The following is a 21,138-nucleotide window of genomic DNA, read 5'->3' as shown; positions in this document are numbered from 1 at the left end:
AGGTTCGATTGGCAGCAGTCCGTCTGTGGATACAACCGGCACGATATCTGTATAGTCATTTATTGATGGGTTGTTATGACGATAGGGCTGGTTCGACTCTTGCTATGGGTGAACGTTCTAGGCTGTGTGATGCAGACAATTGGACTTAGGTTGTCGGCGTGAGAAACGATTGAGCGTAAAGTCTACAAGGCACCTCTGAGGCTAATAGCCTCGACGACTGTGCGTTCTGTTCGATGGCCGTAAACTCCGATCAACATCAGCGATGTGACAATCGTCGTGGTTATCGTCGATGTGATGAGGCTCCGCGCCGGGACCGTCATCGGCTCCCTCAGCCGTCTCATCGATGATCCGCGCGCCGCGTTGCCGCGTGAGGTACCGCCCTACCCACTGGATGGCGACAAGAAGGCGCTTCTCGAAGTTGATCAGGAGGTAGACATGGACAAGCGCCCAAAGCAGCCAGGCCGCCCTGCCTTTCAACGTCCATTTTCCAAAGTCGAAGACGGCGGCATTCCGACCGATCACCGCCGTATTACCGCGATTCTTGAATTTGAAACCTGAAACGGCTTTGCCCATTCGCAGGCTTTTTCCGAGATATGTGCCTTGCTGCTTGGCGACCTGCGCTAGACCTGGCAGGAGCTTCCCGTCCGCCCCGGTGAGCGCAGATGTGTCTCCAATGGCGTAGATGTCGTCGAACCCCAGGACACGAAGATGATCATCGACAGGGATCCGGCCACCCGCCAGTCCGGGTATCCCGAGCCATGAATGGGCGGGGGACGCCTTGACGCCCGCGCCCCATATGATCGATCCGGCGGGGACGAACTCACCTTCGATCTCGGCCCCATCCTCGCGAATATCCATCACCCGCCTGCCCGTGCGGACCTCGACGCCGATATTCTCGAGATAGGACTTGGCGTATGCAGAAAGATGTTCGGGAAAGGCGGCGAGTATCCGTGGTCCCGCCTCCACGAGTATCACTTTCAGATTGTAGGGCTGGAGGTTCCGAAAGTCGCGGCTGATCATGAAGCGACCGAGTTCGGAGATGGCGCCGGCCATTTCGACGCCCGTTGGTCCACCGCCGATGACAATGCTGGTGAGCAATGCCTGTTTCTCTGGCTCGCTCTTCGCTCGCTCTGCTTTTTCGAAGGCCAGAAGCAGCCGATGACGGATATGCCGCGCCTCATGAATGCTTTTTAGCCCGGGCGCGAACTGCCGCCATTCATCATGGCCGAAATAGTTGTAATCGGAGCCGGTGGCGATGACGAGCTTGTCGTAGGAAAGCGGGTCGCCATCAGAAAGTGACACCTTGTGCAACCGCGGGTCAATTCCGACGACCTCTGCCATGATCATGTTGATGTTCTTGAACCTGGCAAGCGTTTTGCGAATCGGTTCGGCAATGTCCGCCGGCGACAGGGCGGCGGTCGCCACCTGATACAGCAGCGGCTGGAAGAGGTTGTGATTGCGGCGGTCAACGACCGTGACATCATTATCTGGGGCGTTGCCCAGTTCCATGGCACAGGCCAGGCCGCCGAAACCGCCGCCGACGATGACGATGACGACATGGCGGGAGGCACGGTGTACGGCATCAAGGCCATTTCGGTCAGGATACGCAGTCATGGATGAGCTCCGTAGATCGCTAGGGATAGGTCGCGCGCTCGACCGGCGCCTCATGTCGGCAGGCCAAAGCACCGCAATGAGAGTAGGTGCTCAAGCGTGAGGTTTGGGCCGAAGAGAAGAAACGACCACACCGGTCGGGTCGCGAAGACAAGACCAAGACCGAACGCGGCCCAGATTATTGCCGTGCGGAGTTCACGAAGCACCTCAGACATGTCGTCGCCTCATGATCATTACGCCGATGGCGACCATCGCCCCACCCCAGGCAAGGAAGCCGATGTCCCAGAAGAGCAACTCTCCGCGAGGAGCGGTTTCGTTGACGTGGTGGAGGCCGAGAACCTGATGATCGACAATGCCTTCGATCAGGTTGAATGCTCCGAAGCCGATGAGCATTGTCGCGACGAGGTCGGCCGTCGACCAGCGGAAATGGCCGAGGCGACCGGACCGCCAAAGGATGAAGAGACCGGCGAGCACGAAGACGTAGGTACCAGAATGGAAGACGCCGTCCCAGAAGGTGTTCAGTTCAAGGTTCTCGATCGATGTGATCGGGTACCAGGAACTGAGCATATGATGCCACTGCAAAAGCTGGTGAAGAACAATGCCGTCGAAGAAGCCTCCGAGTCCGAGGCCCAAGAGCAGGCCGGCGGACAGTGGTAAGCTTCGTGCGGGCCGCCGCTCCAATCCTATCATCCCAGCACCCTAGCCGAGACTGCCGCTTCCACGAAAGCCTCGCGGGCAAGCTCCGGGCTGCCGCGCTTCGCGATCGCGTCGACGCAGCGGCGCTTGGCGACGGCGTATCCCGCTTGACTGGTCGAGGGCCAGCGATGGAGAAGCGCCGCCAATGCCGCGTCCGGCCCGTCAATACGTTCCCGCATGCCGTCGCCGATCCGGACGAAGACGGGCGATTGCCAGGTGACGTGGAAATCGACGTCGATGACCTTGTCCATTAAGGACCTCCATTCGTTTCGTCCCGACAAACCAGCGCAGGGGACGCGAGTTCCCTGGCCTCCGATTTGAGTGCGCAACCGAACGCGCCGCACAATTGCGCGACGCCACCTCCTTGCCTAAGAAGCTTATTGGTTGGGAGGCTAGACCGCAGTGCTCTACGTTGTAGGTCCGAAGCACCTTGCTCCGGAATTTAATGGACGCGACGATGGCAGATCTATCGCAGCGGTGAGCTCTCACGCCTGGACGGGAGTCTAATCGACGGCTCAGCAGTTCCAAGACGGCCGCCTTGAACGGATTCGGACCGCCGACCCTGTCGTTCCAGCAGCATTTATTTGTGCTAATTTTTATAAGCGGGACAATAACTCGCGTTTCAGGATTGCCGATCGAGAGCCAAGCACGGACTGATTGGTTTGCTTGTTCAAGACTGATTAATCGCCACGGTTGGCAGGCCTATTAGAATGGCTACTTCTGGCCTAACTGAGCATCTGAATGGTGAGAAAATTCGAGAAAATGGCGGCGGTCATCTACCCCGCGGCTGGCATTGGTGGCAACTACGCTAGTGAGTCATATTGCATTTTCCGCAATAAGGGCGGATTTCCGAGAATGATTCAGTTGCGGCATCATATTGAGTTTTCCGCGCTAAAAGCGGATAATGAGATATGATACAAATCGAACGACCCACACTGTCTTCCTACGCTTCTGGGCTACTTGCTGCGGGCCGGGGAGTTTTTTCTGCGGATGAAGCCCAGCAGGAGATCGGCATCAGCCGGGGCGCATTCCTTGACGCCGCCGAGCGTTTGCAGCGGCGCGGCCAGCTTATCCGACCCCGGCGCGGCTTTTATGTGGTTGTGCCGCCTCAGCACGCAGTCATGGGAGCGCCGCCGCCGGAGTGGTATATCGACGCCCTGATGCGCCACGAAAAACGGCCCTACTATGTGGGGTTGCTGACGGCCGCGGCCGCCTATGGCGCCTCCCACCAGGCCTCCATGGAATTTCAGGTCGTCACGAACAAACTCCTGCCCGATATTGAGGCTGGGCGAACGCGGATCGTGTTTTCATACCGCAAGGATATGGGAGCGGTATCGGCAGGAATCGAAGACCGCAAGACGCCTTCGGGATATATGAAGTTATCCTCGCCGGAACTGACGGCGTTCGACCTGGTACGCTATCCGCATTCCGGGGCTGGTCTGGACAATATTGCTACGGTGCTTTCCGAACTTGCCGGACAGTTGCAACCCAAAAAGCTTGCCTCCCTGTCGCGTGCTCTCGAGAAAGCGGTCGCACAACGCCTCGGGCATCTACTTGGGAGGCTGGGGCACTCGCAGATAGCGGAAGCGATGTTTGCAGCGCTATCTCCGCGTGGGCCGTTGCCATGGGTCGAACTCGACCCCAAGCAGGCCGGAGATCCAGATCTGTCGCCGCCGCCATCCGAACGCGATGAGCACTGGCGTGTGATCGTTCGCCGACCGCCGGAGATCGACGAATGATACCGCAGGACTACATCACCGCCTGGAATGGTGTGGTGCCGTGGGCAAGTCAACGGCAAGTCGAGCAGGATCTCATAATCAGCCGCGCGATTGTCGCCATCTTCTCCGATCCGTTCCTGCGTGACGAACTGCGCTTCCGCGGCGGCACTGCGCTCAACAAGCTGCACTTCCCCAAGCCGCTGCGCTATTCGGAAGACATCGACCTTGTGAGGACGACTGCCGGCCCTATCCGACCGTTACTGGAGCATCTGCAGGACGTTCTCGATTCGTGGCTAGGCAAGCCGCGTTTCGATCAAAGCCCGGTTGCGCCCAAACTTAAATACGCTGTCGAAGCAGAAGACAAGGCTTCTCCCGGTCCGATAAAACTCAAGATCGAAATCAACACACGCGAGCGTGAAGCTTACGATCCACCCATCGAGATTCCGTTTGGCGTCAAAAATCCGTGGTTCACCGGAACGGCTGCAATCCCGACCTTCTCTCGGGAAGAAATGCTGGCGACCAAGCTGCGTGCCTTGCTTCAACGCAACAAGGGCCGCGATCTGTTCGACCTTGACTACGCGCTCAGAGTGTTCGAGGGGCTGAACTCGGCCAGGATCGTCGAGTGTTTTCTGCTCTACCTTGAGAAAGGAGAGGTAGCGATTTCCAGAGCCGAGGCGCAGCAGCGCATGTTCCAGAAACTCGTCAATCCGGGCTTCTTCACTGACATGGGCCCGCTGCTTCCGACAGATCTCGCCAAGGTTCTGACCGAAGAAACGCTTAAGGCCGCGTTTTCTAGGGTAATGAAGGAACTGATCGACCGGATGCCCGGCGACGAGTGGGCGAAGGCGGGGGAAATGCGAAAACGGTTCGGGCTGTAAACCAGCTTAAAGCGTCGGGATTGTGTGACGCGCTCGCTGGAACAGCGCCACTATGTGAGCTTCGTTTTACAGCAAAGCGGCATCGCGCACCAGCTCTTCTCGGTGTACACTTTTCGCGGGTAAATCAATTGCTGGACTGAGTCGGCGGAACAGGACTTCTCGTGCGCGTAGCAAGGATCGTTATTAAGAATTTTCGGACGTTTCAACGCCTTGACGTCAATGTCGAAAACGATCTCTGCTGTATCATAGGTGAGAACAATACCGGAAAAACCGCAATTCTGCGGGCCATTCAGATCTGCCTTGATATTTCGCTTCCGTCGACTTTGCGCTCGCTTCTCCGAGAAGACATCAACGCCAATGTGGATATCTCGATACCCACACAGGTCCTAATTGGGGTCGAATTGACAGGTTTCGAGGGAATTGTGAATGAAGAGGCTCTAGTCAGCACGTGGAAGACGGGCACCGACCGCGCGAGGATCTTTTACCGATTCCGACCCAAGCCTGGGGTTCGCGAGCAACTCGCGAGCGGTGCTATCCAATCCGGTAGCTTGACGCTGGACGATTACGCCTGGGAGATCCGCGGAGGAGGAAACCCGGCGATCGATCTCCTCGACCTCGAGTGGAACGAAGATGGCGTTGGGGAAGCAGTGCGATTTGCCGATCTTCAGTCGTTCCTTGTTATCCATCTGCCGGCCCTTCGAGACGTCGAGGGCGATTTGCGCAATCCACGTCAATCGCCATTGATCAAGCTGATCGAGTCCTTCGAGATTCCAAAGGAAGAGCAGGAGGAGCTGATCCAGATCCTGGATGAAGCAAACAATCTGATCGCGAAATCGAAAACCATTTCCGATGTAGCTCAGGCGATCGATTCGCGCTTCAAAGACGTCTCGGGTCCAGCTTTCGAGATGGGTGCAAAGCTAGGGCTCTCGGCGGCCACGTTTCGGGCCATCCTGCGCAATCTCAAACTTATCCTGTCGGATACGTCTCTCCAGGAGTTCGAACCAGGCCGTAACGGCTTGGGGATGAACAACATCCTTTATATCTCGATCCTCATCGAATATCTCAAACGGCGCATTGCCGGCGGAAACTCTTCAGGACAGCTCATCCTTATCGAGGAACCCGAGGCTCACCTGCATCCCCAGCTTCAATATTCTCTCATCTCTGCACTAAACTCGATCGGCGTTCAGACGGTTCTCACGAGCCACAGCACCCATGTGACGTCGCAGGTTCCCCTCAAGACAATCGTATCGCTCACAAAACGAGGCGATGCCAGCATCGCGGCTGGCAATCTCGCCTTGAATGCGAAATTGACGTCCGGCGAAATTTCCGACCTAGAGCGCTATCTAGACTCGACGAAAAGCAGCCTTCTCTACGCGAGGAAGGTCATGCTGGTCGAAGGGGCCGCCGAGCTATTCTTGATACCCGCTCTCATCGAAAGTGTGCACAAGGTAAAGCTGGAGCGTGTCGGCATTTCATTGACTCCGATCCACGGTGTTCACTTCGACGTCTATGCCAAACTTTTCGCGCACGGCTCCTTGGAAAAGAAATGCGCGATCGTGGCGGACGCAGATCTCATTCCATCAGATGCTACCGCGCTTGATTTCAACCCGGACGACTCTGCCCCCGACCTGATGGCGCTCGAGAACGATTTTGTTCAAGTCTTTCTTGGAGCAACGACCTTCGAACGCGAGCTTACAACCAAGGGCCTTTTGCCAATGCACATCGCGGCCGCAGAGGCATTGGGTGCACCGAAAATTCATGAGGCCTTGTCCTCCGGCTATGCCAAACTATGTTCGGGATCTCTGCAGCTCGATGATGAAGTCAAGCTCCGGGTGGAACTCGGGGGAGCCGTGCTGAACACCGCCAAGAGATTTGGCAAGGCGCGCTACGCTCAGGTCGCCGCACGTTTTGCCGATCATGCGAACGAGCTCCCTGAATACATCCAACAAGCGTTTGAATGGCTCTCAGAATGATCTCGCTGACCGAGGAGCAGCAGTCGGCCGTCGAGGTGGAAAAACACCTGCTGCTTGCCGCCTGCCCCGGCAGCGGCAAGACCCGCGTGATCCTCGCAAAGCTTCTTGGGCTTGCCGATACCGTCGAGAAATCCCCCCGATTTATCGGTTGCATAACCTACACAAATGCGGCCGTGGATGAGATTGAATCGCGCCTGCGGGTCTACGGAACGAACACGAGCACTGAAAAGTGCGATGTTTCAACGATCCACTCGTTCTGCCTTCAACACATTCTGAGGCCTTACAGCTGGCTCGTTGCTGAGTTGCCGCCAACTTTCAAGGTTTTGACACGGGAAATCGCGGATTTCGAGCAAATCGTAGAGGCGGTAGAGGACCACTTCGGTCGCGCCACCATGGCAAGAACCTTCGACGATTACGAATCTCTGCGAGTCGACGTCCATGGCGAGCCGGCAGGTGACGGTTTTGAGCATGGTATCGTGACGCGCGATTCCGCCATTTTGTACTGGGAATTCGTCCGCGCGCGCGGCTTTCTTGATTTCGCGATGATCCTTTTTTACTCGCTCCGTATTCTGCGCGAACATCCATTTGTTGCCAGAGGAATCGCGGCACGCTTTGAATGGCTCTTGGTCGACGAGTTTCAAGACACTACCGACGTTCAGCTGGCGATTTTTCGCGAGCTGCACCGCCACCTGACCACGAAATTCTTTATGGTCGGCGACCACAACCAGTCAATCATGAGCTTTGCCGGTGCCCGCCCCGATTTGGCGCAAGAATTTGCGACCGAGATTGGCGCCGAGCTAGACTATTCGCTGACTGCAAATTTTCGGTCCGCGCCCGGCGTCGTCAATACAGCGCACACCTTGATCGCGACCAATCCTCGCATGCATTCGGAAGGAAAAGCGAAGGATTTTGATGCCAAGGTTACCTACGTTCATGTCTCCCAACCCCTCAACGCAATCACCGAGCATTTTCTGCCTATGCTGCAGGACGAAGGTATCGAGCTCGGAAACGCGGCCGTTCTCGCGCCGTGGTGGACGCACCTCATACCCGTAGCGCGTGCGTTAAGGGAGTTTGATATCCCTGTTTTCGGGCCGGGTGCGAGGCCATATAGACGACGACGCCTGCTCGCCGGCTTGGCCGAACAACTTGGGGCCTGTGCCGAGTCGGAGCATTTTCTCGGCCTTCCAGGCGTTGAGAAAGCGCTCTTCAGGCTTATAGGCGACATCACGGGCGCGACGCGGTTTGACGTCTTCAGCTATGCGGGACGTCGGACCGCACTGGCATTGATCTATCGCGCACGAGCTTGCGCGACGGCTCATCCTGGTGGAAAGGCTTGGCTTTATCAAATCGCGGCTGAAATCGCGGAGCAGCTGTATACTGACGGCTGGGTCCCGGCCCCGCCGACAGCGCTCCTTGAAGCGTCAGCGGATGAGATGGTTCGGGACATGCGGGCAAATCGCGTGGACCTTGAAAACCTCGCTATTTCTGACATGGGGCTGTTTGCCAACCCGGAAAAAGCTCTCAAGTTGATTACGATGCACAACTCTAAGGGTCGCGAATTCGATGCGGTCGCATTGATCAGCATGAACTACGGCCACCTTCCTCATTTTTCGAGCACCACCCAAGAGCAGTACGATGAAGCGCGGCGACTGTTCTATGTGGGCATCACTCGTGCAAAAAAAGTTTTGCTTGTCGCATCCGATTTCTCCGACAGGCGTAATCGGCCCTGCCCGTTCATCACCGAAGCAGGGCTGATGTTGGGGGGCTCGGAAGATTGGTAACCTTAGCCAACTTCTACGGCCGAAGTCGAAGGATGCGCGGTTTACGCTATTCAGGAGATTAGTTGCACGCAACATCAGCGGATAAACCGTTTCATCGTCAAATGAAGGTCTTGAAGGGATCAGAACCAGCGACCCCGTTGTTAGAAGGGCCTTCCGGTTCAGATTCCCCAATCGCCGACATCGGCTCGATGAGGCCGAGGTGGCGGCCTGTCGGATTTTTGATGTCGGCGACCAGAATGCAGCCATCAAATTCCTATGGTTTTTTGCTAACTAAATGCGGATGACCAATTGTTTTGTTGCTGGCCAATACTTTGCCCCTGTGCAGCACCGGTCCCGGCCTTGACTGCCAGCATCATTGTTTCTCTATATGTTCTCACTCAGTTCTGACAGAATCGGGGACGTGTCAGTGACAAATGCTGATTCTGTAATCGCAAATTCTAGTGTGGCTTCGGATGCTGTCCGAGAGAGCATCTTCATTAGTCATGCAACACCGGAGGACAACGCGTTTACGCTCTGGCTGGGCAATCGGCTTGACGCCATGGGCTATGACGTTTGGGCTGATATCTTCCGCCTAAAAGGCGGAGATAACTGGGAAGTGGTCCTTGAAGACGCGATCCGCCACCGAGCCGGCAAAGTTCTAGTCGTTTCGAACCCGGTCAGTATAGCCAAGCAAGGCGTACGAAACGAAATCAGTATCGCCCTGACGACCGGTAAGGGTATCAAGGATGACAGCTTCGTCATTCCTTTGCGAACGGCCGAATACGAGTCCTCATTCCAGATGGTCCATGCCCAGCGCGTCGACTTCATGGGTGGCTGGGCCCAAGGCTTGCGTGACTTGATCGAAACCTTGGAAGGCGCGGGTATACCCCGTCGAGGCGCTTCAGAGCGCTCTCGAATCTGGCGCGAGATCTCCCTGCGGGACGGACAGAGCGTGGTAGAAACGGGCGAAAAGCTTATATCGAACTGGCTACGTGTGAAAGCCTTGCCGCGGGACCTGCGGATTTATGACTTTGCCGGCGGGATCTCGATCGGTGCGAAGGACCGCGCCATAAAGAGCTGCCCATTGCCGGTGGTGCCCTTGGGGCGCGGTTTTCTTACCTTCGCCTCCCCACCGGCACTGCATGAACACTTCGGCGACAGTCTCCCGATGAGCATCGCCGGGATAGTCGAAACGGAAGAGTTTCTTACGAGGGGCGCTCCTGGCTATCGTATCGACGCCAATGATGCGCGACGCCATGTCGTCGATCTCATGAGACAAGGTTTCGATCGCCGGCTGGGACAGGCCGGATTACAGGCCACGGAAATGGCGAGTGGCCGGTACATGTGGTGGCCTGACAAGAATGCGGCCGGCGTGGAGCAGAAAGCCTTTTCCTGGAAAGACGGCCTATCCGGGCGCCGGCAACTCGTCGGGCAGTCCAAGGCGCGCAACGTGTTCTGGCATTATGGAGTCAGCGCATGGCCAGCTACCGCCCCATTCCGTCACTTTCGCCTCTCCGGCCACGTGATCTTTACGGTGGATGGTCGGTCTACGGTCGGTGACGCCAAGCGCATGCACACGATGCGGCGAACCATGTGCAAATCTTGGCGCAATGATCGGTGGCGGGATCTGATGCTCGCTTACCTGGGATGGCTCGTCGGTGACGCGACCGAGTTGTCCATCGACATGGGCGGCGATGCTTTCATGGCGCTCGAAGTACCTCCGGTCCAGTTCGACGTATCTTTCGGGCTGGAGGCGGAGGCCACCGCTGCCGAGGAGCACGAGGACGAGGAAACGGGCGACATTCTCGCAAGCTCGGACGACGAAGCCGGGTTCGATGACGAGAATGACTTCGATATACCCGGAGATGAGGAGTGACAGGTTGAGAGCAATTCATGTTCTCGAGCCGATGCTCGAGTTTCGCTACGGCCAGCGCATGGTCTATCCACGGGACGGACTATTTCTGTTCGGTCCAGGCGACGGAGGGCGAGCACCCATCAATTTCGGCGTGATCGGCACTCCCGCGGGAGTCGCTCGCTTCCGGCAGTGGATGGGCTCGGTCGGCAATGTCATAGACGCCGCCAATGACGACCCGCAGCATGTGCCGTTTCCGGGTTATGGTGCCGCCTTCGCCAGTGCTTGGCCAGACAAGCCACGGCACATCATCGATAGCATCGACCCCGCGGCTGTCTCGCGGGCTCTTCGCCTGGAGAACAGGAACGAGGCGATCAAAAGCACCGTGGATCTGTATGTCGACCCACTGGTGGCGGCCGCCGATCGCTTGGAGGCACCTCCGAATTTCTGGTTCGTGGTTATTCCTGAGGAAATCTACAAGCTCGGGCGACCCCAATCAAGCGTCCCCAAGGCGGACCGCATCCGCGGTTCGGTGAAACTGTCCAAGTCTGCTGCCAGGGACTTGATGTTGGAGCCGACGTTCTTCCCCGAAGATCTGGAAGCGGCGGAGATCTATCAATATGCCACCCATTTCAGGCGCCAGTTGAAGGCACGTCTGCTCAGAGACCGTATCGTCACTCAGATCGTTAGGGAAACCACATTGGCGCCTAACGATTTCCTGAACAAAATCGGCAAGCCACTGCGACGATTGGAGGACCCTGCAACGATCGCCTGGAAAATATTGACCGGCGCCTATTACAAGGATGGTGGACGACCATGGCAGTTGGCCGACGTCAGACCCGGCGTTTGCTATGTCGGCCTCGCCTATAAGCGACAGGACAATAGTTCCGATGATCGCTTCGCCTGTTGCGCCGCCCAGATGTTTCTTTCGAGCGGTGAAGGCGTCGTATTTCGCGGTGCGCTCGGCCCATGGTTTCATTCCGAATCCAAGCAATTTCATCTGAGCGAGGACGCGGCAAGCAGTTTAGTTGAGATGGTTATCGGCGAATATCAACAAATGCATGATGGACAGCCGCCCGCTGAGCTGTTCATTCATGCCAAGTCCTCGTTCGCGGACCCGGAATGGAAAGGCTTCAAGGCCGCTGCTCCGGGGACCAATGTCGTAGGAGTGCAGATTTCCGATGCGAAAGACCGCATGAAGCTATACCGGCCCGGTCGATATCCGGTCATCCGCGGAACGGCCTTGATATTGCACGAACGCCGCGCGTTCCTCTGGACGTCGGGATTCGCCCCGCGCCTTGATACCTACCAAGGGCCAGAGACGCCGAATCCGATAGAAGTCCGCATTCACCGCGGAGATTGCGAACTTGAAACGGTTCTCGGGGACGTGATGGGCCTGACCAAGATCAATTTCAATTCTTGCCTGCATAACGATCGATTGCCGGTGACGATACGTTTCGCCGACGCGGTGGGCGACGTGATCCTCGCGGCACCACGGACCGGCGAACCGAAGCTGCCGTTCAAGTATTATATATAAGGCAACTGGCCTCACGCCTCACGCACAGGCGTTCAGTTGCTCCCCTCGAAATGTTGCGCACCGGCGAAGTGATCGCTCCAGCCTCCTTTCCAAATCGAAACTTTCCGAACCCTCGAGAAAGGCTGGAACAACTCGTGTAGCTTTGGCCACGCGTTTCTCTCAGTTGGCCATAGGACAATCCCTGCGCGTTTTTCGCGCCTTCGAAATCCAGGGCCAGGAGAAGCACTTGAGTTGAATTATTTGTTTAACGACCTATTACACTAAGCATGTTATGTAGGTTGTTTAGTAACAAACCATGAACGTCGTCACCTGCCCTGAACGCGCCAATGATATTGATCAGTTCATCGCCTGTAAGAAGTATAATAAGTTTACCGTGTTCACGCAAAGCGCCTTCACGGGCTGCTTTTGCACCGGCATCTTCACCATTCCGCGCAATTATTATTGCAATCATTCGCAATGCGCCGGCAAATAGATATTTTTCTGTCGTGTATATTTCCTTTTGAGTGATCCTTTCGGCGTAGTTCTTAAACTCGAATACAACATAACGGGTTCGAAAATCGTATCGAAGACCTTTCCAGAAGTCCTGTTGCGAATTGATGTGCCCTAGCAAGTCTAGCCGATGAAAACCGTCCGCAATCTTGTGCTGCTTGCTGGACCACGGATTGAAATCATTTGCGAAAACGCCGCGTATGGCATATTCGCAAGCTTGCTCGTATTTTGGGCCATCGCCAACGGGGCACTCCCTTAATTTCCGTTTTGCCTCATCGGCATCGAAGCTGTCCTTCGGTGGTGTCGGGCGAAATGGCTGCGTGGCCCAGGTTTCGTCGCGAAATTCGGCAGCGGCTTGATATAGTTGATCGAGTTCTTCTTCCGAGTGCGCCATATCCCTGAGCATACGGAAATCGAGCAAGTCAAAATGGTATTGCCCATACATGCCGCTCCTGACTACGTCGGGCGACAGTTCGATATTTGTCACGATCGCAACATGCTGGATATTCTCGTAGGAGGCAGCAATCGAAAGTTGCTGCAAGCCATTCCAAACGAGAGTTTGATCAAGTTGGTTCGACCGATAAATTTTGACATCAACCAATGTAACATTGCCGTCGGGGCCACGCATCTTCCAGTCGTAGGGGACCTGGTCGGCAGGATCGTAATTTTCAGGGTCTCTGCCGCCGAGCCATTGATAGCCATTAGATTTGAGAATTTGTTCGGCAAGTTCCATGAAGTCCGCTTCTTGATTGCGATACTCGATCATGAGTTCTTTCATTCTGCCCATGTCACCCCCGAACCACAGAATTCGTTGCCTCTCGTATTCGCGAGCATAGTGTCGATCTAACTGTGCGCTCGCGGCACCGCCTTGCAAGATTTTCCTAATGGATCAGCTTGCCAGGCACCGGTCAGGACGTAGTGCTTCCCCGAAACTAAAAAGCAGCTATCTGAGCTCGTCGGACAGCTTGTTCCAAGGGACAACTTTGATCTGGTTTTCCTTTATCCACTGTGGATTAACTGTGGGAGCCTTGCCTTGCGGGTGCACAGCGATGACCCTCTTGCCGAGACTGATGCTCTTCTCGACCTCCCATTGCACCCATTGGCTCTGCGCAGTGCTCTCCGACAAGTAGACCACCGTTACCGAGGAGCGATTGATCCGTTCGGTGATCTTCTGCTTGATATAAGCTGCTCTCTCACTGTCGTAAGGTTCGCGGACCGAGTGATCATTGAATTCGATATCGCTGTTTTCGTTCTTCGCATGAGCTCGAAGCAGATTCACCTCGTTGATATCCTCGGTCGCGAAGCTGATAAAGACGTTACGCTTTCCACCTTGGAGGGCCGCTTTTGCCTTTTCTTCAAGGGAACGGATGTCGCCTAACCGACTCCAACTTCCGCTGCTTCCGCCTCCCATTCAAGCCTCCCCGACCTTAAATTCATTGCATGCAATACATTCGCCACAAGGTTCCTCTAAGCCGAGATGGCACGAGTATGTGCCGCCTACACCTTTAGCTTTTGCGAGTTGTATCACTTCATCTTTGTGGAAGGCCGCTAACGGCGCAAGCACCTTGATTGAGCGGCCCATGATGCGAGTGATTAGAGCTTCGGCGTCTTGCAAGAAACCAGACGTTTGATCGGGAAATAGACTTGTTTCTTCGTGAAGTAGACCAATCGACACCGCGTCGGCATTGACTTGGTGAGCGTGCGCCGCTGCCGTCAGCAAAAACAGCATATTGCGACCGGGCGTGAACGCGTCTTCAACGATGTGCTTGTTGGGGTCAGTCAGTCCGGAGCGGATCAACCTTCCGTATCCCGAGAGGTCGGCTATTTCGAGCTCGTCCAGGATTCCCAACTTCATCATACTGTTTTTACAAGCGGCGAGCTCGCGATCAATCGCTCGTTGGCCATAATTGACGAACAGGGGATGAACCTTCAGTCCTTCTTCGATCGCCAAATAGGCTACCAAAGTGGAATCGAGACCGCCGGACACCAATGTAACTACGCTCATATTAGAAGTTCCTCAGTAACCGACTTTTGTTTGAACATTCGCATCACGATCCATATGGCCCAATCCATCAGACCTACGGCTGCGCCGAGGCTGCTGGCATAGGAACGCAAGGTATCTTCCCGCCTGCGGTACTCAGACATCTTCGAAATCGAGCTTTGAGCGGCTGAGCAGAGACCCATCTCTGCCATATATTCGAGCACATGCCGGTCAAGTACGGCGAGGTCATAGCTGACCCCGCAATTGCGTAGAAACATGCTGGCTTGCTTCGGTCCCATACCAAGGGTGTTTTCGACGAGCCACGATCTCAACTTGGCAGGGTCCTGATGTATCTCGAGCAAGTTTCCTAGGGTGCCGGCTTGCCGCGTTACGGTGACCCGCGCGGCTGCAAGTTGGCGTCCCCGCGAAGCAGGAAACCGGTAGCGTCTGAATGCTCCATCTACGATGAGGGGTGCCCTTAAAATAGAGACAAGCCGATCCTCGGTGTCCTCCAGCGCCTCGATGTGGAGAACGCTTTCGCGGTCGATAGCCTCGGCCGCTGCAACCGACAGGGGATAGGGCACCTGGCTACTAAGAACGCAACATGCAAACTCCTTCCAAAGAACACGTTCCTCGAACGTTGCGGGAACCGATAGGGCCCTCTCCTCGACGTCGGAATATATCGAGACGACTGCACGCTCGAGGCGGTCGCGAAGCGAATTCATTGAAAGATATCCGGAATAGCGTTCCTGATCTGCTGGACGCTAGCCGGACCAATCATGTCCGTCAGCATATTTTCCATTTGCTTATACTTCATCGCATTTGCCAGTCTCACCTCAAACTGGCGGTAATAATCGAGATTGTGCAGGGCTACTTTACCCGCGTATTCGATCTTCGGATCATCGATCGCGTCCAAAGTCACCTGCGAGTCCGAAAAACTCATCTGATATTTGAAGAAATCAAAATGCTGGAAGTGATGCAATCGATGAGTCTGTTGATCAACAACCATTCGACACCACTCGAGGCCGTCGAAGCTGTTCGCGCCTGCGGCGGCCAAAAGCGCAATACTCCAAGGGTTCCCGGTTCCAAGCACATGCAAGGGTTGATAATAAGGTAGCTTATCAAGCTCTCGCCTTATACGCTTCACCGTCTTCGCTCGGTCGATCAGGCCTGACCCTAGCTCCCTTTCCGCTACCGCAATAAGAGGAGCAGAGAGTGTGGCAGCAACTTCTTTGACAATGTACGGTAGGTCTTTGACGTTGTACCCACTCAAGGTCTCTTTTGGCGCGTGGACGATTGGCAATATTTTTGCCGTGGCCGCAGTACGATCCCGTTTCACAGCCCTGACTACGCTTTCTATCGCCCTATCGGGCTCAACCCTTGGCGTCATGACATCAAAGCAATACGCCCAGTCATGGGGAACGTCTTTCATTGCTTCTGCGAATTTCGAGGCTGTCCAACTGTCGTCCCCCCGCCGAGTTGCCTCGTAGTTGCCCGAGTCAATCAGGATAAATCCGCCATCCTCCTGAATTTGTCTTAATTCCTGGATTATTCCCTTGGGGCGCCGAGAGGGAAGCAGATCGTATGCTGACACCAGAATTGCTGACGCGCCGAACAACCTGAGTGCTTTGACGGCATCGAAGGGCACCAGTTGCGTCTCATGGGACGAGACGGACAAAAGAAGACTCGGCCACGTGAGTGATATTTGCGGAGAAGGAACCAGTTGCCTGACCGACTTTTTTTGCGGGACTACGTTTGAAATTTTTGCAACTAACTGTTCAAAGCACGAATGAGCGGCTGAATCGTCCCACGAGATAAAATTAACACCGCTCCGGCCGGCAAATGGGTACATCATTTCAACCGTATCCAGATGGATCGGAATTATAGGAACTTGATGTCTTTCGGCGAGACGAACTTCCTCGCGTACCGGTTTGCTATCGCTGGCGTCTTTCGACCAGATAACGACCGCACATTTTGCCTTAGCGATTTCGCGCTCGATAACTTCCGAATAGTCGCCGACTAGATTGTAATCCCACCAGACGTCCCACTGCGCTTCCAATAACTTGACCATTCTATGTGTCTTATCGTTATCTTTGCTGGAGTGGATGACATAAACATCCGCCATTACGAGCGTTCCCCCCGACTCGCTGAAAGGTACCATTGCAATACATGGGCGCAATGTGAAAGCATATCATTGCGCTTCGACAGGCCATGCGGCTACATACAAGGCTGTGATGAAATCATCTTTAAATACGATACCCTCCCAGGGTGTAAGGCGCTTTTCCTCGTCCAACACAACAATTCGATGCGCCCTAGGGGGGGTGGAGATCATTTCTTGAACTGCTTGGGGATTGAGCCCATCCGCTAAGATCAGCAAGGTTCTTGGGCCATCATGTCGTGCGATTGGCATATCACCTAAGTCGACCGCCTCTACTGCCATTCCAAGCGATTGAAGGCAATATCTTGCTTCTTCGAGAGAATAACGCCTTCCAAGTGTCTCCACGGAGCCTCGCAAAGCCACACAAGCTGGTGAAGTACCAGTGAGAGGAAACCTCGATATTGTGGTCAAAGGTGGCAAGGGCACCTCATCGGCGTCGCAATAGAACGATACGGCCTTCGAGGCGATTTCAGCGGACTTGACTGCCGGCATGTGTTGCTCCGCCCAGGTATGTGCAAAAACTGCACTAAAGACGTCGCCTGTACCAATTTTAAAAACACGTTCCGAATGGTAGGGTGGAATGTTGCTGGTGCGCTCCCGTTCTACAACAAGTGCCCCTCGAACGCCGCACTTGACGACGATCACGCCAGCTCGGCGTTGATTGAGTAGGGTGTCACAGGCAGCTTTCATATCTGAGCTGCCGCTGTATCGCAAAAGCTCTTCTTCATTGAGCACGATCGCTAGCTCACCCGCCTTCGACCCGTTGGCCTCGAATGGCTCGACAGTACCCGATCCTTGTGGGTCGTAGACTGCCCTTTCGGCGTTCACGATTGCAGAACCTTCCAGGAAACCAAACCTCAAAACGCAATCGCCAGTCACGGCCAACGGCGTGCTAGCGTGGTCGACAGCTGGCCGGATCAGTGGGTTTGATAACGGATGGAAATATGCAAACACGATGTCGGTCGGGCGCTGCTCGCAGACGACATCGACGCCAAGTCCTTTTAGATACCCCATAGCCTCGCCACCTGGGCACGAACGATAGGTGTGAAATTTCGTGCCTGGTGACAGCTTGCTGATGGCGGCCGCCGCTCTGACCCCAGATCCGAACTCTCGGTTCCAGGATGGCGTCTCACAGACTTCGCGATAAAGTCCGCCGGCGACGAACATGGCAGTCGACCTTCCTTATTCTCAATGTCAGATTGCATTTCGTAGTTGAAGTTTGCCATATAGCCAATAGATGAACAGCAGCATTTCAGAACCGCAGTTCCGATTTCAATCAGGGGAAGTTTCCTGGCCACCGGAGTGAGGTAGCCTGATCGCGAGGGGGAGTTCTAGGAGTGGTCCATAAGCCATTGTGTTTTGTGCTGATGCCTTTCGGAAAAAAATCTGCCGGCGGCGAGAAGCCGATCGATTTCGATGCGGTCTATCGCGATCTTATCAAACCAGCAGTGGAACAAGCTGGGCTGGAGCCGATCAGAGCTGATGAGGAGCAGGCAGGGGGCATTATCCATAAGCCAATGTTTGAGCGGCTTGTTCTCTGCGACTTCGCGGTGGCGGATCTGACGACGGCGAACGCCAATGTGTTCTACGAACTCGGCGTTCGGCATGCTGCGAAACCGCGAACCACTGTACTCCTTTACGCGGAGGGGCAGGGTCGGTTGCCATTCGACGTGGCGCCGCTGCGAGCAATGCCATACCCGATCGGTAGCAGAGGCGGACCCGCGAACACAGGGGCATCCGTCAAGACCCTGGTCGACAAGATAAAAGCCGCTAGGAAAAACCTGGAGAAAGACAGCCCTCTCTATCAGTTATTGGATGGATATCCTGACCTCGCCCATGAAAAGACCGACGTTTTTCGCAGTCAAGTTGCCTACACCGCTGAACTGAAGAACAAATTGAGCGAAGCTAGGAAGCTCGGCAGAGATGCAATTTATGAGGTAGAACTCACCTTGGGCGCGCTCGATGACGAAGAGGCCGGCGTCATCGTGGATTTGTTCCTTTCCTACCGTGGCGCCAAAGCATGGCCTGACATGGTACGAATCTTCGATAAAATTGATGCGCCGCTGCAAAATACGATCCTGATAAGGGAGCAATTTGCGTTCGCACTAAACCGTGCAGGAAACAGTGAGAAAGCCGAAGAAGTCCTGCTCGATCTTATAGAACAACGTGGCGCAAGTAGTGAGACCTATGGCATTTTAGGTCGCGTCTACAAGGACCGGTGGCGGACGGCCAGCAACGAAAAAAAGCCGACCAAAGCTAAAGGGTTCCTGAAACAGGCGATCGAAGCGTACAGCAGGGGATTTGAAGCTGACTGGCGAGATGCTTATCCGGGTATCAACGCGTTGACGTTGATCCATGTGTTCGATCCGAACGACAAACGAATTTCCGAGCTGCGATCGGTCGTCGAATACGCGGTGAGGAGGAAGATAGCCACCGGCACGCCTGACTACTGGGACTATGCGACACTCCTCGAACTTGGCGTGCTAAGCCACGATAGAGTGCTGAGTGAAGAACACCTCGCCGATCTGATACCAAGGGTACGCGAACCATGGGAGCCGGAAACCACCGCCGACAACATTCAGCTGCTGGCGGATGCCTTACCTAACGATTCAGAAGAACGAGCCTGGATTTTGGCCGTCATCACTGAACTCCGTTCAGTGGCGAAGGACAAGACTGTCTGAGACATCTCATCCTTCTGTTGTCCTGCTTGCTGTGGGCAACAGACTGGTGGTGGATACTGGAAGATGTGCAAAGGCTGCGTTGTGAACGCCGCTAGCCGACAGAGCGATTGGACCGATAACATCATGACGACTACGCAGTTCGAATATCCGGCTCTCTATAGGACCGCTAACGTGATGTCGGCGAGCTCGCAAAGCTTCTTTCTATGGCTGGTTAAAGCTGAGTACGGCCTCCTGCTCCTAGCGACCATTTCTTCTATGAATTTCTATACGACTTCGCTGTACTTCATTATCCCAGCGCTCATTTTGATTGCTTCGTTGGTGCTTATGATCACGCGGAGCCTGCTGAAACCGGAGCAAGGCTGGTACCGCGGGCGTGCGCTCGCGGAATCTATCAAGACGTCGTCTTGGAAATATTGCATGCGAGGCGAACCATTTGGCGATGCCGATAACCTTGCTATGCGCCGGTCGGAATTCCGGACGTACCTCGCCGAAATATTGTCGGCAAACAGGCTTATTGGCGATCGGATGCCTCCTGATCAGGCGGCCGCCGACCAGATTACGACATCAATGGAAGATGTGAGGGCCCTACCCTTAGAAGATCGAATTCGGTTCTACGATACACATCGGATTCTTGAGCAACGGAAATGGTATGCGAAAAAGGCCGGCGCAAACAAGAAAGCCAGCAGGCTCTGGGTCGTGGCGAGCGTAATCGCATATGCGGTTGCGATTGTGTTGAGTCTAATGAGGATCACCCAACCAACCTTCGTATTTTGGCCAATAGAGCCAGTAATCGTGGTCGCCTCCTCAATCCTAGGCTGGATGCAAGTCAAGAAATTCAATGAACTTGCTTCCTCGTATACGTTGACCGCACATGAAATTGGCATCATTCGAGGTAAGATCCCCGAGATGAAAACTGAGGGCGATTTCTCACAATTCGTCGTAGAGGCCGAGCAGGCCTTCTCTAGGGAACATACGCAATGGGTGGCTAGGCAACAACACGCATAGTCTTTGGAGACAGGCTGGAAAAGGCTTGTCAGATTAGCGGCAGAGAAGGATGAAGGACTACAAGTCGTTGATCAACTTGGTTCAACCGTCACCGGCCAGCAACTAAGCTAAAAATTGTCAAAATGTGAAGATCGCAAACCGCTATTCGGTGCCCGTAGCCCGGTGACGATTGAGCCTCGGTCCGCATTGGATAATGCAGCAACGTATTATACATGCCGACCCGACTTTTTTGCAGGGCTAAACAGTTATCACAAACAATAGCCGGGGATTTCATCGAATCCCACTGGTAGGCGACTGCACCGCCTGTGTACGAAGAACGCAGGTGCTTCCACAATGGATTTGAAATTACATGACATACGATGTTTTTATTAGCCACGCTTGGAGTTACAGCGAACGCTACGAAGGTGTCATTCGGTTACTTGATACGGCATCGCAGAATATTCCTTGGTTTTCCTACCGCGATTACAGCGTTCCCAGAAACGAGCCGATAGTAGCACCCAATGAAGCCGTTCGCATTTCAGTCCTCAAGGGGAAGCTGAAGGAGCAGATTCGCCAAGCTAGTTGCGTGATCGTTCCTGCGGGAATGTACGTCAACGAACGGTTCTGGATCCAGACGGAAATCGACCTCGCTTTGAACGCGTTCATGTACCCCAAGCCAATCATTGGCATACGCCGTCGCAATCAACAGCGCACGCCTGTTGAGCTCGAGCAACAGGCCAATATCATGGTCAATTGGAACAGCAACAGCTTGGCAAGCGCGATCAATGAGGTTTGCCGTTGAGTTCTTTCCCCTACAGTG

Annotated in this window: 18 protein-coding genes; 9 read left to right on the top strand and 9 right to left on the bottom strand. The window is 54.8% G+C overall.

What is annotated here, in order from left to right:
- Positions 1–201: 201 nt before the first annotated feature.
- The 3 genes from AMK00_RS22825 to AMK00_RS22815 all read right to left on the bottom strand — a co-directional run bounded on the left by AMK00_RS22825 (position 202) and on the right by AMK00_RS22815 (position 2,558).
- Positions 202–1,614, bottom strand: a complete 1,413-nt coding sequence (locus tag AMK00_RS22825) for an NAD(P)/FAD-dependent oxidoreductase (RefSeq protein WP_012489411.1) — start codon at positions 1,612–1,614, stop codon at positions 202–204.
- A 204-nt stretch (positions 1,615–1,818) separates the two neighbouring features.
- Complete coding sequence (locus AMK00_RS22820) at positions 1,819–2,211, bottom strand: DUF2243 domain-containing protein (RefSeq protein ID WP_237350510.1); 393 nt, start codon at positions 2,209–2,211, stop codon at positions 1,819–1,821.
- An 86-nt stretch (positions 2,212–2,297) separates the two neighbouring features.
- A complete protein-coding gene (locus tag AMK00_RS22815) occupies positions 2,298–2,558 on the bottom strand; it encodes a DUF982 domain-containing protein (protein ID WP_041684018.1) in 261 nt (86 codons plus the stop codon).
- Between the two features lie 660 nt (positions 2,559–3,218).
- On the opposite strand from AMK00_RS22815, the gene AMK00_RS22810 reads away from it, so the two are divergent.
- The 6 genes from AMK00_RS22810 to AMK00_RS22785 all read left to right on the top strand — a co-directional run bounded on the left by AMK00_RS22810 (position 3,219) and on the right by AMK00_RS22785 (position 12,025).
- Entirely contained in the window at positions 3,219–4,046 is an 828-nt protein-coding gene (locus tag AMK00_RS22810; protein ID WP_012489408.1) for a type IV toxin-antitoxin system AbiEi family antitoxin, read from the top strand.
- Entirely contained in the window at positions 4,043–4,903 is an 861-nt protein-coding gene (locus tag AMK00_RS22805) for a nucleotidyl transferase AbiEii/AbiGii toxin family protein (RefSeq protein WP_012489407.1), read from the top strand. The genes AMK00_RS22810 and AMK00_RS22805 overlap by 4 nt, the downstream gene beginning before the upstream one ends.
- Before the next feature lie 161 nt (positions 4,904–5,064).
- Entirely contained in the window at positions 5,065–6,876 is a 1,812-nt protein-coding gene (locus AMK00_RS22800) for an ATP-dependent nuclease (protein ID WP_012489406.1), read from the top strand.
- Positions 6,873–8,657: an ATP-dependent helicase gene (locus tag AMK00_RS22795; protein WP_012489405.1), complete on the top strand. Its 1,785-nt coding sequence runs from the start codon at positions 6,873–6,875 to the stop codon at positions 8,655–8,657. The genes AMK00_RS22800 and AMK00_RS22795 overlap by 4 nt, the downstream gene beginning before the upstream one ends.
- 400 nt (positions 8,658–9,057) lie before the next feature.
- The gene (locus tag AMK00_RS22790) at positions 9,058–10,512 is read left to right on the top strand and encodes a toll/interleukin-1 receptor domain-containing protein (RefSeq protein ID WP_406549926.1); all 1,455 of its coding nucleotides are present in this window, start codon (positions 9,058–9,060) and stop codon (positions 10,510–10,512) included.
- Between the two features lie 4 nt (positions 10,513–10,516).
- Positions 10,517–12,025: an argonaute/piwi family protein gene (locus tag AMK00_RS22785; protein WP_082240375.1), complete on the top strand. Its 1,509-nt coding sequence runs from the start codon at positions 10,517–10,519 to the stop codon at positions 12,023–12,025.
- A 244-nt stretch (positions 12,026–12,269) separates the two neighbouring features.
- Here the strand turns inward: AMK00_RS22785 and AMK00_RS22780 are convergent, their stop codons facing one another.
- The 6 genes from AMK00_RS22780 to AMK00_RS22755 all read right to left on the bottom strand — a co-directional run bounded on the left by AMK00_RS22780 (position 12,270) and on the right by AMK00_RS22755 (position 17,820).
- On the bottom strand, positions 12,270–13,301 hold the full coding sequence (locus AMK00_RS22780) for a hypothetical protein (protein ID WP_012489402.1): 1,032 nt from the start codon (positions 13,299–13,301) through the stop codon (positions 12,270–12,272).
- A gap of 156 nt (positions 13,302–13,457) precedes the next feature.
- Entirely contained in the window at positions 13,458–13,925 is a 468-nt protein-coding gene (locus AMK00_RS22775; protein ID WP_012489401.1) for a TIR domain-containing protein, read from the bottom strand.
- On the bottom strand, positions 13,926–14,519 hold the full coding sequence (locus tag AMK00_RS22770; RefSeq protein ID WP_041684015.1) for a 7-cyano-7-deazaguanine synthase: 594 nt from the start codon (positions 14,517–14,519) through the stop codon (positions 13,926–13,928).
- A complete protein-coding gene (locus AMK00_RS22765; protein ID WP_012489399.1) occupies positions 14,516–15,220 on the bottom strand; it encodes an 8-oxoguanine DNA glycosylase in 705 nt (234 codons plus the stop codon). The genes AMK00_RS22770 and AMK00_RS22765 overlap by 4 nt, the downstream gene beginning before the upstream one ends.
- Positions 15,217–16,620 (bottom strand): TIR domain-containing protein, encoded by a 1,404-nt coding sequence (locus tag AMK00_RS22760; protein ID WP_064811953.1) that lies wholly within the window; start codon positions 16,618–16,620, stop codon positions 15,217–15,219. Before AMK00_RS22760 ends, AMK00_RS22765 begins: the two co-directional genes overlap by 4 nt.
- 66 nt (positions 16,621–16,686) lie before the next feature.
- A complete protein-coding gene (locus AMK00_RS22755; protein ID WP_012489398.1) occupies positions 16,687–17,820 on the bottom strand; it encodes a carbohydrate kinase family protein in 1,134 nt (377 codons plus the stop codon).
- A gap of 170 nt (positions 17,821–17,990) precedes the next feature.
- Between AMK00_RS22755 and AMK00_RS22750 the strand changes: the two genes are divergently transcribed.
- From AMK00_RS22750 to AMK00_RS22740, 3 genes are all read left to right on the top strand, one after another.
- A complete protein-coding gene (locus tag AMK00_RS22750) occupies positions 17,991–19,334 on the top strand; it encodes a TRAFs-binding domain-containing protein (RefSeq protein ID WP_012489397.1) in 1,344 nt (447 codons plus the stop codon).
- A gap of 123 nt (positions 19,335–19,457) precedes the next feature.
- Positions 19,458–20,339, top strand: a complete 882-nt coding sequence (locus AMK00_RS22745; RefSeq protein ID WP_041684037.1) for a DUF4231 domain-containing protein — start codon at positions 19,458–19,460, stop codon at positions 20,337–20,339.
- A 349-nt stretch (positions 20,340–20,688) separates the two neighbouring features.
- Positions 20,689–21,120, top strand: a complete 432-nt coding sequence (locus tag AMK00_RS22740; protein ID WP_012489395.1) for a TIR domain-containing protein — start codon at positions 20,689–20,691, stop codon at positions 21,118–21,120.
- Positions 21,121–21,138 lie beyond the last annotated feature (18 nt).

Source organism: Rhizobium sp. N621 (genome assembly GCF_001664325.1).
Lineage (GTDB): Bacteria > Pseudomonadota > Alphaproteobacteria > Rhizobiales > Rhizobiaceae > Rhizobium > Rhizobium esperanzae.
The sequence above is the reverse complement of the archived record's forward strand: the minus strand, read 5'-3'. Positions and strand labels throughout refer to the sequence as shown.